This window comes from Paenibacillus sp. FSL H7-0940 (assembly GCF_037979415.1).
GTDB classification, from domain to species: Bacteria; Bacillota; Bacilli; order Paenibacillales; family Paenibacillaceae; genus Paenibacillus; species Paenibacillus amylolyticus.
In genome coordinates this window covers 4,329,343-4,342,144 of the sequence record NZ_CP150280.1, presented here as the reverse complement: position 1 = coordinate 4,342,144, position 12,802 = coordinate 4,329,343, and the positions used below count along the sequence as shown (strand labels likewise).

At 45.6% G+C, this 12,802-nt stretch carries 15 protein-coding genes; 6 read left to right on the top strand and 9 right to left on the bottom strand.

What is annotated here, in order from left to right:
* The first annotated feature begins 194 nt into the window (after positions 1 to 194).
* Positions 195 to 902 (top strand): hypothetical protein, encoded by a 708-nt coding sequence (locus MHB71_RS19290; protein WP_339189336.1) that lies wholly within the window; start codon positions 195 to 197, stop codon positions 900 to 902.
* Between the two features lie 149 nt (positions 903 to 1,051).
* On the opposite strand, the gene MHB71_RS19285 is transcribed toward MHB71_RS19290, so the two are convergent.
* Positions 1,052 to 2,026: a ring-cleaving dioxygenase gene (locus MHB71_RS19285; RefSeq protein ID WP_340027290.1), complete on the bottom strand. Its 975-nt coding sequence runs from the start codon at positions 2,024 to 2,026 to the stop codon at positions 1,052 to 1,054.
* Between the two features lie 262 nt (positions 2,027 to 2,288).
* Between MHB71_RS19285 and MHB71_RS19280 the strand changes: the two genes are divergently transcribed.
* A complete protein-coding gene (locus tag MHB71_RS19280) occupies positions 2,289 to 3,050 on the top strand; it encodes a TIGR02206 family membrane protein (RefSeq protein ID WP_340027289.1) in 762 nt (253 codons plus the stop codon).
* A 135-nt stretch (positions 3,051 to 3,185) separates the two neighbouring features.
* On the opposite strand, the gene MHB71_RS19275 is transcribed toward MHB71_RS19280, so the two are convergent.
* The 3 genes from MHB71_RS19275 to MHB71_RS19265 form a co-directional block, all read right to left on the bottom strand.
* A complete protein-coding gene (locus MHB71_RS19275) occupies positions 3,186 to 3,980 on the bottom strand; it encodes an SDR family NAD(P)-dependent oxidoreductase (RefSeq protein ID WP_036612094.1) in 795 nt (264 codons plus the stop codon).
* 208 nt (positions 3,981 to 4,188) lie between these two features.
* Positions 4,189 to 4,452 (bottom strand): YqkE family protein, encoded by a 264-nt coding sequence (locus MHB71_RS19270; protein WP_036612099.1) that lies wholly within the window; start codon positions 4,450 to 4,452, stop codon positions 4,189 to 4,191.
* Positions 4,453 to 4,935: 483 nt separating this feature from the next.
* The gene (locus tag MHB71_RS19265) at positions 4,936 to 5,586 is read right to left on the bottom strand and encodes a peptidylprolyl isomerase (RefSeq protein ID WP_340027288.1); all 651 of its coding nucleotides are present in this window, start codon (positions 5,584 to 5,586) and stop codon (positions 4,936 to 4,938) included.
* A 256-nt stretch (positions 5,587 to 5,842) separates the two neighbouring features.
* On the opposite strand from MHB71_RS19265, the gene MHB71_RS19260 reads away from it, so the two are divergent.
* On the top strand, positions 5,843 to 7,057 hold the full coding sequence (locus tag MHB71_RS19260; protein ID WP_036612104.1) for an MFS transporter: 1,215 nt from the start codon (positions 5,843 to 5,845) through the stop codon (positions 7,055 to 7,057).
* 101 nt (positions 7,058 to 7,158) lie between these two features.
* Here the strand turns inward: MHB71_RS19260 and MHB71_RS19255 are convergent, their stop codons facing one another.
* From MHB71_RS19255 to MHB71_RS19245, 3 genes are all read right to left on the bottom strand, one after another.
* Entirely contained in the window at positions 7,159 to 7,350 is a 192-nt protein-coding gene (locus MHB71_RS19255; RefSeq protein WP_036611535.1) for a hypothetical protein, read from the bottom strand.
* A 39-nt stretch (positions 7,351 to 7,389) separates the two neighbouring features.
* Positions 7,390 to 7,761 (bottom strand): hypothetical protein, encoded by a 372-nt coding sequence (locus MHB71_RS19250; RefSeq protein ID WP_036611534.1) that lies wholly within the window; start codon positions 7,759 to 7,761, stop codon positions 7,390 to 7,392.
* 122 nt (positions 7,762 to 7,883) lie between these two features.
* Positions 7,884 to 8,045: a hypothetical protein gene (locus tag MHB71_RS19245; protein ID WP_017690239.1), complete on the bottom strand. Its 162-nt coding sequence runs from the start codon at positions 8,043 to 8,045 to the stop codon at positions 7,884 to 7,886.
* 144 nt (positions 8,046 to 8,189) lie between these two features.
* Here MHB71_RS19245 and MHB71_RS19240 point away from each other — a divergent pair, with 144 nt between their 5' ends.
* Both MHB71_RS19240 and MHB71_RS19235 read left to right on the top strand, forming a co-directional pair.
* Positions 8,190 to 8,471 carry a hypothetical protein gene (locus MHB71_RS19240; protein WP_036611533.1) on the top strand — a complete coding sequence of 94 codons (282 nt, stop codon included), beginning with the start codon at positions 8,190 to 8,192 and terminating at the stop codon, positions 8,469 to 8,471.
* Between the two features lie 153 nt (positions 8,472 to 8,624).
* Positions 8,625 to 10,523, top strand: a complete 1,899-nt coding sequence (locus MHB71_RS19235; RefSeq protein ID WP_340027287.1) for a HAMP domain-containing sensor histidine kinase — start codon at positions 8,625 to 8,627, stop codon at positions 10,521 to 10,523.
* A gap of 77 nt (positions 10,524 to 10,600) precedes the next feature.
* Here MHB71_RS19235 and MHB71_RS19230 read toward each other — a convergent pair whose 3' ends face one another.
* Together MHB71_RS19230 and MHB71_RS19225 are read right to left on the bottom strand one after the other, a co-directional pair.
* Entirely contained in the window at positions 10,601 to 10,843 is a 243-nt protein-coding gene (locus MHB71_RS19230; RefSeq protein ID WP_091015589.1) for an NHLP leader peptide family RiPP precursor, read from the bottom strand.
* Positions 10,844 to 10,897: 54 nt separating this feature from the next.
* Positions 10,898 to 11,845 carry a hypothetical protein gene (locus tag MHB71_RS19225; protein WP_127548306.1) on the bottom strand — a complete coding sequence of 316 codons (948 nt, stop codon included), beginning with the start codon at positions 11,843 to 11,845 and terminating at the stop codon, positions 10,898 to 10,900.
* Between the two features lie 219 nt (positions 11,846 to 12,064).
* Between MHB71_RS19225 and MHB71_RS19220 the strand changes: the two genes are divergently transcribed.
* Positions 12,065 to 12,802, top strand: coding sequence for a hypothetical protein (locus MHB71_RS19220; protein WP_340027285.1), 738 nt, complete (start codon positions 12,065 to 12,067; stop codon positions 12,800 to 12,802).

The following is a 12,802-nucleotide window of genomic DNA, read 5'->3' as shown; positions in this document are numbered from 1 at the left end:
AATATCTTCCTTACTCCGTATACGGACAGTGGGAAACAGGGCGAGGCTGAAAAAAAATGGGGACATACAGCCTTGTTTTGTGCTGCCCGAAAATAGGCACTGTGTACTAAAAACGTAGGAAACAATTGACATTATCACTTTAGTCGTTTAAATGTATAAAGGACAAATCATTTTAACATTCAGGAGGGATTTTGATGAAGAAAAAGGTTGTACTGGGTTTGATGGTAGGCACATTAACGCTTGGGATCGGAACAGGTGCACTCGCAGCAACAGGATTGGAACAGATTAAAGCCTATCTGAACAGCAAGATTACGCTAAAAATGAATGGTGCCACGGTGACAGCCAAAGATGCCAATGGTAAAACAGTGTTGCCTATCACTTACAACGGAACGACTTATTTGCCTGTGCGTGCTGTGGGATCTTTGCTTGGGACAGAGATCACGTATGACAGTGCAACTTCATCCGTCCTGATTGGCGGAACGAATGGATCTGCGCCCGTAACCAACGGAAAAGTAACGCTGAGTGCACTGGGAACATCCGTACTGGGATCTACTGCTTGGCACACCAAAGATCCTAAGGATACCACATATAAAGGCAAGGATTACAAGGATGTTTATCTGCATAATGATCCTACGAAACAGGGGGATGATATCCAGATTAATACGGGTAAAAAGTATTCTTCTCTGCACTTGGAACTTGCCGCGCTGAAAGGAAATCAGGAGATTCATATCTATGATCAGGATCTCGCGACACTCAAAAAGTTCAATATCACTCCAGAAAGCGGTATGATGAGTCTAGATGTGGATGTTAAAGGTACAGACGCTGTCTATGTAGAGATTGTATCTGAAGATCCGGGTTCGGCTCTGTTTGTACCGCTCACAACATCGTATCTGACGAAGTAAAACACAATCTGCAAGTTTGCGACCTTACAGAAGGGGCAAGGCAAGCATAAACATAAAAAAACGATGATTCACTATGCGATTCCTGAACCGTATCCGGTATTCAGAGTTGCCTGGTGAACATCGTTTTTATTTTCTTTTTGTTACGAATATTAACGAATGACGGTATCCAGCGGTTTGAGATTGGCTTCAATCTCAGCGCGGCGACCTTCAAGGAATGGAGGCAAAGCAAGCGATTCTCCCAGATGCTCCAATTCTTCGTCTGTATCAAATCCCGGACCATCGGTTGCAAGTTCGAACAGAATACCGTTTGCTTCACGGAAATAGAGGGAGCGGAAGTAGAAGCGATCTACAAAACCGGAGTTAGGGAATTGGAAGTTACGAACCCGTTCCACCCACTGTTTCAGTTCTTCTTCGTTATCCACACGGAACGCAACGTGGTGTACGCTACCACGTCCAGGACGCTCTTGGGCAAGGTCATTCCGTTCCTCGACATGCACCTCGGAGCCGCTGCCACCTTCACCGGATTCAAAAATGAGTACATCAGGTTGACCTGGAGTAAAGGCAGGGTAACTTCCTTTAGCTCTGAAACCGAGCAGTTCGGTAAGAACCGGCGCGGTAAGGGAAGCATCTTTTACCGTAAGATGGATAGGGCCAAGACCTACAATGCCATATTCGGCAGGCACAGGGCTCTGATCCCATGGTTTACCACCAGCGACACCTGTATTGTTTTCATCCGAGACCAGAATCAGACGTTGTCCTTCAAAGTCTGTGAACGAGAGCGTGGCACGACCACCCCGTTCAACAATCTCTCCATGTGGGACTTCGAATTCGTCAAAACGTTGCTGCCAGTAAGTAAGTGCCGCATCACTTGGAACACGCAGTGACGTTCCAGATATGCTGTTCACCCCTTCACGAGTCTGTCCGGCCATCGGAATCTCGAAGAAGGTAAGTTCGGTACCCGGATTGCCTTTTTCATCGCCATAGAAGAGATGGTAGACGGACACGTCGTCTTGGTTGACCGTTTTTTTGATGAGGCGCAAACCCATGATGTTGGTGTAGAAACGATAGTTCTGATCGGCATGTGCTGTTAGAGCGGATACGTGGTGAAGTCCTTTGATTTGCATAATAATTCCTCCTAGATGAAATGGGATAGTGTAAATGTTCAGTTGAACGTTTGTTAAGTGCGGTATATTGTATTTCGATTAAGAAAGTTACTAACTTTTCGTTTGTTTTGGTTCTGAATTTATCTTAACATAAAGATATTTAAATTACAATGCTTATTTAGAATTCCAACTGGACAGCACTTTCATTCAATGGCAAAATGAAAAAGTTAACATTAAAGAGAGATACTGTTGGTGAAATCCTTGTAAAGGAGAGAAGAGATGCATGGCGTATCCACCATGGCTGGACCCTTATGATGCAGAGCCGTTTATCCTGTTCTCCACTTCACATATCGTTTCAATTAGCGTAATTACAGCATTGATTGTACTGATGTTTTTGCTTCGGCACCATCTTCGATCATGGTCAGAGAGGGCACGCCGCATACTGCGGATTGTTCTGGCTTGTATCATGTTTGCCTCCGAAATCGTGCTGCAGCTCTGGTATGTGTATGGAGGGATATGGAGCCTGCAGACGTCACTGCCACTCGAACTATGCAGTCTGTCTCTGCTATTATCGGCGTTGTTACTACTGACACGCAGTCGACTGTTGCATTCTGCACTGCTGTTTGCAGGCATTGCCGGAGCCCTTATGGCGATCCTGACTCCTAATCTGGGTTATGGTTATGCACATTTTCGATTCATTCAATTTTTCGTCGCTCATGCCTGTATCATTCTGGCTTTACTCTACATGACTTGGGTGGAACAGCTGCGACCTAGCTGGAGATCTGTAGCAGGTTCGATGATATTTGTGAATGTGGCAGCACTAATTGTATACATTGTAGATGTCATGCTTGACGCGAATTATATGTTTTTGAGACACAAGCCGAGTACACCCTCGGTGCTGGATATGCTAGGTCCGTATCCCATGTACATCCTTGGGGAAGAGATACTTGCGCTAGTTTTGTTCTCGCTAATGTACATTTTGCTCTTTGCCATTCCAGATCGGTTGAAGCATCGTGTGAAAAAAGGTAAAAGCTCCGCGGTATAGGGATAATCCTTGTAGTTGCGTCTGCGCCGTATTATAAACTCTTTATAAATAAAATATCCCGCAGTAACCTGACTGGATCAGGTCGCTTGCGGGATGTTTGGGCGTTGTCCCTGAATGGGGCCAGCTTTTATATGTTTATCCACGGAGCAGAGATTCCGCACCATCCACGTAGATTCGTGTACCTGTAACATGAGAGGCTTCATCGGAAGCGAGGAACAGAACGAGGTTCGCCACTTGCTTCGACGTTCCAGGTTCGCCCTTGAGCGGATGTTCGTGACCCTCAGGGAATTCAACAGGAATCTGTACTTCTTTCAGATCATCCGACGGGTAGGTGTTATCATCAATGTTGGTATCGATGGCTCCCGGGCAAACGGCATTTACACGGATCTTATAACGAGCCAGCTCCAGTGCAGCCATCTTGGTAAATGCAGTTTGTCCCGCTTTGCTGGAAGCGTATGCAGAGAAACCAATCCCTGAGAAGACCCGGTTACCGTTGATGGAACTAGTGATAATGATGCTGCCGCCATGTTCTTTCAGATGAGGAATAGCATATTTGACGGTTGCGAAGGTTCCGCGCATATTGATCTCCATCGTCTGGTCCCAGTCCTCAATTTCCATCGTTTCAATCGGGGCCATCGTTCCGTTAATGCCGGCATTCGCAAATATGATATCCAGTTTACCCGCTTCAGCCGCAGCCTGATTGATTGCCTTCTGCACATTATCCGGTTTGGAGATATCACATTCGATCACATACGCTTCTCCGCCAGCCTTTTCAATCGTCTGCTTGGTTTCCTCCGCATTTTCGGGTGTGCGATCCAGCATGTACACTTTGGCCCCATGTTCGGCGAATCGAATAGCAGTAGCCTGACCAATACCCGATCCACCTCCGGTTACAATCGCCACTTTGCCTTCCAAACGTTGTTCTGTCATCTCTGATCCCTCCATGAGTTAGATTATCGTTGTACGCTCTACTTCTAACATACCCGGCTCAAGATGCGTGAATCATATGTGTATATATCAAAAAGAACAGGACCGCAATGCGGCCCTGTTCTGTGAGCAGATCATCTTCATGATCTGTCTGCTGTAATATTATTTTGGCATGTGAATGGTAGGAAACACCCTCAGGTCATGCCCTGGTTTACTTATGTTTCTTCCAGTCCATTGCACTGTTATTGAGCAAATATTCGAAATCGTTATCCCGGCGCTTCTGCTCCGCTTGGCGAGCTTCTTCTGCCTGCTGACGTTCCTGCTCTTTAAGAGCCGCCTCGGCAGCCTTGGCTTCATCCGCCTGAGCTTTCAGCTTCTCCAGCACATCACTGCTAAGCAGATCCTTCAGTGTTGTGGGTTTATCCTGTGCTACTGCTGCTTTGGGAGCAGGAGTGCGTTTTTTGGATTTTGCCATAGGAAAATCTCCTTTCCAAACATGAATCAGGTTCCATTTATCGTACAGTAGTCATAGTATATCAGGTTCCCGTAAAGCATTCCATGAATCTGCGGAACAAAAGCAGGAAAACGAGGGTTGCGTGACGAATGAAAACGGGTATAAAATCATATACTATTACCGATACTGCGACTATTCCCTGGAGAAAGGAGTCGTTGTTCGTGGAAGTAAACCGTGGTTTACTGAAAGGGCTTGCATGGGGCGTTGCCTTTAGCTGCCCGTTATGGATTGCGATTATCGGCTGGTTACGTTTGATGGGATGGATGTATTGAGGATGATGCCGGAAGAGGTCATTTTTTATAAAGTCATATATGTAACCGTTATCATTAAAATCAATAAATAAAGCTCTGCCTTGCGAGATACGCACAGGACAGAGCTTTTGTTTGTTTAGAGTTCCTTACAAGTCATAACCATGGATTATTATCCATTTGGCAAGGAAGTTAATTAAGGCATTTTTACCGGCTCTGGATACTCCAGACCGTGGGTGTCTACCGTAACCTTTTTCATGACTTGATCAGTAACCGGTTTGTCATTTTCACCTATTTCCTGAGCTGCAATGTTATCCACAACTTCCATACCTTCGGTCACTTTTCCAAAAGTAGCATATGCATTATCCAAATAATCAGCATCTGCTAACATGATGAAGAATTGGGAGCCTGCTGAATCAAGATTATCCGATTTACGTGCCATCGAAATAATTCCCCGAGTATGATTTAGGTGATTCTTGTGGCCATTGGATGTAAATTCCCCTTTGATCGTATAACCTGGGCCGCCTGAACCGTTGCCATTGGGATCTCCACCCTGAATCATGAAGCCGGGAATGACCCGGTGAAAGATCAGGCCGTCATAGAACCCTTTATTCGCAAGGGAGATGAAATTATACACCGTGTTGGGCGCAATCTCGGGGTAGAGCTCAATAACGATCTTTTGACCATCTTGCATCTCAATGGTAGCTACCGGGTTTGGACCTTCAGGTGCGGCCGGGACCGGCGTTTGTTCGGCACTGGTTGCAGGGCGTCCGCAACCACTAATGACGATAAGCAGCATCGCAAGAACGAGCGATACTGCGGTTGTTTTTTTCCACCGTAAAGACATAAAAACGTTCCTCCTTGCATCTCTGCATTATATATTTTCTCCAAATCATATTTGGATATTTACCCAACTATCATACCGTTTTTGTGGACAGGATGGCAATGTAATACATGTGTTTGTGGTGAACAAAGGATGGCCTTCATGGAATGATGGGTGTAAAATAAGGAAAATGCTTCCGCATCGGGGACGTACGGGTCTGTTCCGTCCGCTCCAATACACGGCAGTCCCGGCGTCAGTAACGGAAAGGGCGTGCGGGTATATGAACTTCTCGTGGAAGCGCAATCTGGTCATATTGTGGATTGGTGTATTTTTTTGCAGCACCGCCTATTCGATCTCAATTCCATTTCTGCCCCTGTTTCTAAGTGCTGACTTGGGGGTTCGTGATCACCTGGAGTTATGGTCAGGGCTGGCATTTGGCATTACGTTTCTTGCGAGTGCACTCGTGTCTCCGTTCTGGGGATCACTGGCTGACAAATACGGACGCAAGCCCATGCTGATCCGGTCGGGATACAGCCTTGCCGTCTTGTATTTAATCAATTATTTCGTGCAGGACCCGTATTCACTAATTGTTGTTCGATTGTTTCAGGGTCTGCTTGCAGGGTTTGTTCCAGCAGCGATTGCCTTGGTAGGCACGAATACACCTGAAGAGAAGACTGGTTATGCACTTGGTATTATGTCCACTGCAGGAGCCACTGGTGGTATTATCGGACCGTTAATTGGTGGCGTGGTGAGTCATTATTATGGTAACCGGAATGCATTTTTGTTTTCGGCTATTGTTGTGTTAGTCTCAGCAATCATCGCAACCTTCTGGGTAAAAGAAGAGAACTTCAACCGGAACAAAGCGCGTTCCCACGTCATGGATGACATTCGTGAAGCGAGAGCGAATCGTTTGTTTATGACGGTGCTTGGCATGATGGGCATATGTACATTTTCCGTCATGATTCTGGAGCCACTATTGACGGTCTATGTGATGGAGATGGGCGTTCAGCCGGATCGTGCCTCACTCAGCTCGGGTATTATTTTCTCAGCGGTGGGGGTAGCAACCGTTATTATGGCGCCGCGTTGGGGCAAGATTGGTTCAAGGATTGGATACGGTAAAGTGTTGATCATCGGACTGGTTGGTGGGGCTGTAGGGAATCTTCTGCAGTTCTTTACAACAGGTTATATCGCATTCGGCATTTTACGATTTGTGTATGGTTTATTCTTTGCGGCTGTATTTCCGGCAATTAACGCCATGATTGTGCAGGCTACCGCATCGAGTTTCCGGGGAAGGGCTTTTAGTCTGAATCAATCCGCTGCCCAGATCGGGACGATGGCGGGACCGATTATTGGTGGTGTACTTGGAGGCTGGCTGCCGATACGCTGGATATTTATTATTAATGGAGTTGCATTGATCATCACTGCGATGGTAGCGAAGTGGTCAGGATTGGATCACAAACTGCCCGTGGCAAGTAAGGTTTCCGCTAAGCGATGATGCTAAATCACTAAGTGTAAGTGAACTTACAGGTAACAAAAAAGATGACGCTGTGAAATTACAGACGTCATCTTTTTTAAGTCTACTACGGATCTATTAAGTTAGTCATCTGAAGAGGGCTTACGAGAAGCCTTCTCTTTGGGAATGGCATGCTCGACCGCATCACGTTGATCCTCATCCTCAAGTGCTTCGGGGAAGGAGTCCTCAGTGAACAGTCCGAAGTCCGGGTCAATATCCCGTTCGGTCACGAGATTATCCGGTTCATGCACATGCTTCTGGCGATCTTCCTTCATCGTGTATGCACCTCCTCATTCAGGATGTCATAACAGCTGTTAATGTCGTGGTGGAATGTCGTTCTCTGGTTTGGCATCTGCACCAGCACCATTAAGCAGATCGGTACCATGCAGCGCATCCGGATCGGGTGCAGCAGGATCAACCGGACTGTTCGGTTGCAGAAGATCTGCATCCGGTACAGATTCCAGCGGTGTCTCAGCCAAACGTGAATCCAATTCCGGCTCATCCACAGCGGTTGCGGCTACGGGTGCCAGATCCGAATCTTCCGTTACAATCCGTCTGCCGGAAACTTCATCAAAGGTATCCATATCGCCTTCCGGGACTTCCGTCTCTGGCGGAATATCGCGGGACCTCTGATAACGGTCATAATAGCGGTCGCTCTCTTCGTTACTAATTGGTTTGTCAGACATGAGTAACACTTCCTTTCATTGTCGGTTGTCCAAATGCTTCTTACCCCGTAGTTACCCAAAGCGCTAATATTGTAATCTTGCACAGGTTATTATCTCCGGGTGTTCGCTACGATATGAATGCCTTAGAATTTGGGGAATACATACTTCACCAAGAAGTATAAGAATCCGAAAAAGATAATGATATATGCGGCATATTTAATAAATGTGGAAGCGACCATACTTGAATCCGATTTATGCTGAACATCCTTATGTTCCACCTCAACCGTACGATGGGGCTCATTCATTGTAATCATCTCCTTAGCGTGTTTGTTTGCTTTGAGAAACCATTACACCCGGAGCAAAGGATTGAATCGCAGCCACCGTTTTTACAGCTTTTCCTGTTTTGCCTATGTTATGATGAAGCTTGAATATGTAAGGGAGGGATTCATGTGGACTGGTATACACTGGGTAATATGATCACACGCATCCGTATCGGGCAAAAGGCGTCCACACCCGGGTTCTCCCGTACCGTCATCCGTCGTCCGGATGGTTTGTTTTGGGTAGGCGGTATATGGTCCGGGCAAGTTGTCCAGTTACGGGATTTCCTTTTTTCCGACATATGGACCATCTATGATGATGAGGAGACAGAGCAGTGGCTTGAATTTCGCAGTCAAGTTGAACAGAAAGAACGGGAAATGATAGTGAACCAGTTCGAAGACTTGCGTGATTAATCGGATAACTTTAACAATAAAATGGAAATAAGACTATAAATCGACTTAAATGTGAAATTTCATTTTATCTCAAGAAGGTGACGTGACAAACGGTGGCGAATGATAAATGAGAGAATCTAAGATAGTGAAAATTAGAACTTTGAGGTGCTGTGAATGAAAAATGTGCCCAAAGCTATCGTCATCTTATGGATGAGTGTATTGATTATTCTAGGCATGCCACATGGGATAGTCTTTGCAACTACAGGAGCGGTTCAGCAACCTGTATCCATTACAGGATGGGAAGTAAAATGGGGGAACGTTGACGATCAAGGGTTCATCAGTGAGGTTAAGGGAGCAGACGAGATATGGGAAAAGCAGGGCAGCGATAAATTAGAGTATAGCAATACGGATCGATCGAATTCTTTATGGACTCGCCTGACCATTCCTGAGTTGAGTGAGGAAAGTTCAGCCATTCGATTTGAGAACGTTAAAGGCAATCATATTGTTGTTTATCTGGAAGACCGCAAGGTCTACGAGAATTATCATTACAATTATGATAATAATGCTGTGTTGCTGCCCTTATCCAGCGAAAATTCAGGTGACACGCTCTATGTATGGTCGCAAAATGAAAAAGGCCGTCTGGGGATACAAGGTACTGTTCAGGTTGGACCTTATGCCGCGTTACAGGAGAAATATATTCATAACGGACTTATTGATGTAATTTTGGGCGCGACCTTTGTGTTCACAGCGATTACGATGCTGAGTTGTACGTTCTTCCTTGGCAAATTCCATAAGGGATTATGGATCTCGCTATGCATTGTGATGGGTTCCATCGGCACGATGATCATCACGTACTCGCAATTTTTGTATACGTTCTATCAGGTATATGGTGACCTGTATTCCGTAGTCTTTGATCTGGCGATGCTGCTGGGTATGCCAGCGCTATGTTATTTTTTTGAACAGATAATCGGGCCAGGACTGCATGGAATCTTCACCAAACTGCGAAAAATACTATTCATATATTCAGTTATCGCTGTGTTCTCTCTATTTATCTATGTTACTTCAGGTGGGCAATGGGAGATCCTCTACAATCTGCTCGTACAGCGTGTGGTTGGCATTGTGCTGGTCATTCTGCTGACAATCCTGTTAGTTGGTACCATCGCCAAAGCGCTGCAACGAAATCGGGAAGCTATGCTGCTTGCAACGGGATTTGGTACATTTGCCTTGATCAGTGTGGCTGAACTGTTATGGTATTATCAGCGGAGTGGGACGTATCATCTGTTATGGTGGAAATGGTCCATGGTTGCATTTGTGATCTCGTTGATTGCCATTCTCGGAAGTCGTTTTGCCGAAAAACATACTAAAGTTCTAGAGTATTCCAAGGAACTGGAGCTGTTCAACAATGAGTTGCAGCGATCCGAAAAGATGGAGATTATTAGTGAATTGGCCGCTTCCGTTGCCCATGAAGTACGTAATCCACTTCAGGTGACAAGAGGGTTCTTGCAACTTATGACGGAACAGGAAGACAACAAAAATAAGGGGTATGTGCAAATTGCACTGGAAGAACTTGATCGGGCTTCGGGCATCATAACGGATTTTCTTACCTTTGCCAAACCTGAGTTTGATCATATTATCTCGCTCAATATCTCGGATGAGTTCAATCATATTGAAGGCATTCTTGTACCGATGGCTAATCTGGAAGGTGGTAAAATCACCACTGACATTCCGCCAGATCTATATATTCGAGGCAATTCCTCGAAGTTTAAGCAGGCTTTTATCAATATTATTAAGAACAGTATTGAAGCTCTGCAGGGACAAGGCCAGATTGATATCTGGGCGTACAAGCAGGACGGAATGATTAAGGTGCATGTCAGGGATAACGGAGAAGGAATGGACGAGGAAGCACTCTCCCGGTTGGGCGAGCCTTATTTCTCCAATAAAATCAAAGGCACAGGCCTCGGCATGATGGTGACATTCCGTATTGTTGAAGCGATGCAAGGACAGATCAGCTTTACAAGCACCAAAGGGGTAGGAACAGAAGCGGTTGTAACTTTTGTCGAGTTCGTCGATTGACGAACTCACAGAAGGATACAGCGGCTTTTTTTGTTCCTACCCCTAATTTCTTACACTACAAGATTAGCTCACCCGAATTAACTTCTCCAAGGTCCGCAATTCACATCATAATTTACTTTGGAAGGATTGGGAGGTATGACAAGCACATAGTCATTCTGCTGCTCCTCAACAGTACGGACCTGAATGTGCTCCGGAATTACGATGCCAAACGCTTCACGAAGCGCCTGCTTCGGATTGGAGTGCAATTGTTGTCTGAAGTGCTCGTCAGTCCAAGCCTTTTCAATAATATCCTCATGCAACGTTTTCTCTGATACCATCATCGTCAACATTCCCTTCATATTTAAAATTAAACTGAATTAGCTTAGTCGTTATGCTCAGAATCCCAATTGTTGCTCGCTAATCCAGTGATGAAACCCACCTTGGAGGAGCTGTTTCTTCCGTTGTGTAATGTCCTGAACAGCTTGTACTAAAGTGCTGCATAAATAAGAATTAAACGCCTCGAGATGCGATATTCCTAAGTTAGACGATGTTAGTGTACGATTATAGTGATAAGCAATGTCTACGTAAGAGTTCATGAGTTGTGTATTGTATACATTGTCATGTATACGGTCGCTTAGAGGATGAACTGGATAGTTATGATTCAATGCTGCGGATATGTGGGAGAGGTAGCTGTTGTAGTTTCCATGCACAGCATCTTGTTGCGTGTCTGTGAAGTCATCGGTCATCTGGAGTGTCATGAGTGTGATGTTGATGGTAGAACACACCGGGATGATCCGGTCGGACTGATTCAGCAGAAGCAGTGCACCAGTAGCTCCAATGAGGAGTGGGGCAGCCTTTTGCGCAATCAACAAGGGATTCTGTTGGAAATAATCAATGGAATGCTCACCCGTAACACTCACGGCCCAATCCACTACATATTGTCTGAAATAGACCCAGAACGTGGAGGAAGGATTGAATAATACCGAGTAAGATTGAAGTGCATCCATGTAATATAGATTACCCAGGGATAACTTCAATGTGGCATTCTCCGGTTGTTCATCCATCACGTCGTCCTGATTCAGAAAATATAACATATGGATGAGACAGGCTGTACTTAATTGGTGTGCTTTCTCTGGGGGTAGTTTATCTGAGTGTTGCATCCAAAGTGGAGTGATGTACCCGATGTAGCTGTGTCCTGAATCTCGTAACAGCGGATTAACCGAACGAAGCTGCTCTAATGCATGTCCTGACAAGGGTTCGGGATATTCCCGTACGAGTTGCTCCGCTGAAGCAAACACGACCTCCAGATCGGATCTAAACGGATCTAACCAATCTTTCCGCATTATTACATATCGTCCTTCCTGCGATAAGGTGACTAAGGACTGTTCGACTAGATCATGAAGTTACACTTAGTATAGCGGAAATAAACTGAAAAAAATAGGATTTTTTGTGATCAATTGTGAGAAAAATGATGACTTTTTGTATTTTATGGCATAAAAAAGTGGATTTTAGGCTCAAACTAGGAAGGCACAGGATTTCGACATCGGAAAGGCGGCAGAAAAATGAATTTGAAATGGAAAACATGGAAGGCAGCCGGATTGGCAGCCGTAGTTATAACAGCAGCAACAGGACATGTGGCATTTGCTGATCCAGCCGTTCGTGCTGAGCAACATGATGATGCGTCAAAAGCTTCTTCCTCCGGCAAACCAGCGAAGCCATGCATGCAGGCAGGACACGGTCTGTTTATGATTGGTGAGACGGCAGACTTGCTTGGGATTGGACTTCGGGATCTGAAAGAACAGATGGAACTTGGCAAGACGTTGTCCCAGATTGCGAAAGAGCGTAAGGGACTTAGTGAGGAGCAGTTATTGCAGAAGTTGAAGCCTACACTGGCACAACGTTTGGATCAAGCTGTGGAAGAAGGTTGTCTCACCAAGGAACAAGCTGCAGCCACGAAGGCAGACATGGATACCAAGTTGAAAAAGGTCATTAATACACCGCTGCGTGATTTGCGGCGTGAATTTGCCCACCATGGCAAACGTTCCATGGTAGATAAGGGCGAAATTGCCCGGTTTATTGGAGTGACCCCTGCTCAACTGCACGAGCAGCTTCAGGGAGGGAAATCCCTGGCTGAGATTGCTCAGGCAAAAGGCATTAGCGAAACGCAGCTGGTGGACAAGCTGAAGGAACAATTAACGGGTGATTTGAAGAGATTTGTGAATCAGAAGGGCAACGTGCATCCAGCCCCGGGTCCCCAGGAACCTGTTCCTGGACGATCAACTTCGAGCGAAGTAGAATAA

Coding starts and splice junctions, on each gene's coding strand:
- MHB71_RS19225 (WP_127548306.1), bottom strand. CDS start 11,845: ATGCGGAAAGATTGGTTAGATCCGTTTAGATCCGATCTGGAGGTCGTG.
- MHB71_RS19275 (WP_036612094.1), bottom strand. CDS start 3,980: ATGACAGAACAACGTTTGGAAGGCAAAGTGGCGATTGTAACCGGAGGT.
- MHB71_RS19280 (WP_340027289.1), top strand. CDS start 2,289: ATGGCGTATCCACCATGGCTGGACCCTTATGATGCAGAGCCGTTTATC.
- MHB71_RS19245 (WP_017690239.1), bottom strand. CDS start 8,045: ATGAATGAGCCCCATCGTACGGTTGAGGTGGAACATAAGGATGTTCAG.
- MHB71_RS19285 (WP_340027290.1), bottom strand. CDS start 2,026: ATGCAAATCAAAGGACTTCACCACGTATCCGCTCTAACAGCACATGCC.
- MHB71_RS19265 (WP_340027288.1), bottom strand. CDS start 5,586: ATGTCTTTACGGTGGAAAAAAACAACCGCAGTATCGCTCGTTCTTGCG.
- MHB71_RS19255 (WP_036611535.1), bottom strand. CDS start 7,350: ATGAAGGAAGATCGCCAGAAGCATGTGCATGAACCGGATAATCTCGTG.
- MHB71_RS19230 (WP_091015589.1), bottom strand. CDS start 10,843: ATGATGGTATCAGAGAAAACGTTGCATGAGGATATTATTGAAAAGGCT.
- MHB71_RS19250 (WP_036611534.1), bottom strand. CDS start 7,761: ATGTCTGACAAACCAATTAGTAACGAAGAGAGCGACCGCTATTATGAC.
- MHB71_RS19260 (WP_036612104.1), top strand. CDS start 5,843: ATGAACTTCTCGTGGAAGCGCAATCTGGTCATATTGTGGATTGGTGTA.
- MHB71_RS19270 (WP_036612099.1), bottom strand. CDS start 4,452: ATGGCAAAATCCAAAAAACGCACTCCTGCTCCCAAAGCAGCAGTAGCA.
- MHB71_RS19220 (WP_340027285.1), top strand. CDS start 12,065: ATGAATTTGAAATGGAAAACATGGAAGGCAGCCGGATTGGCAGCCGTA.
- MHB71_RS19235 (WP_340027287.1), top strand. CDS start 8,625: ATGAAAAATGTGCCCAAAGCTATCGTCATCTTATGGATGAGTGTATTG.
- MHB71_RS19290 (WP_339189336.1), top strand. CDS start 195: ATGAAGAAAAAGGTTGTACTGGGTTTGATGGTAGGCACATTAACGCTT.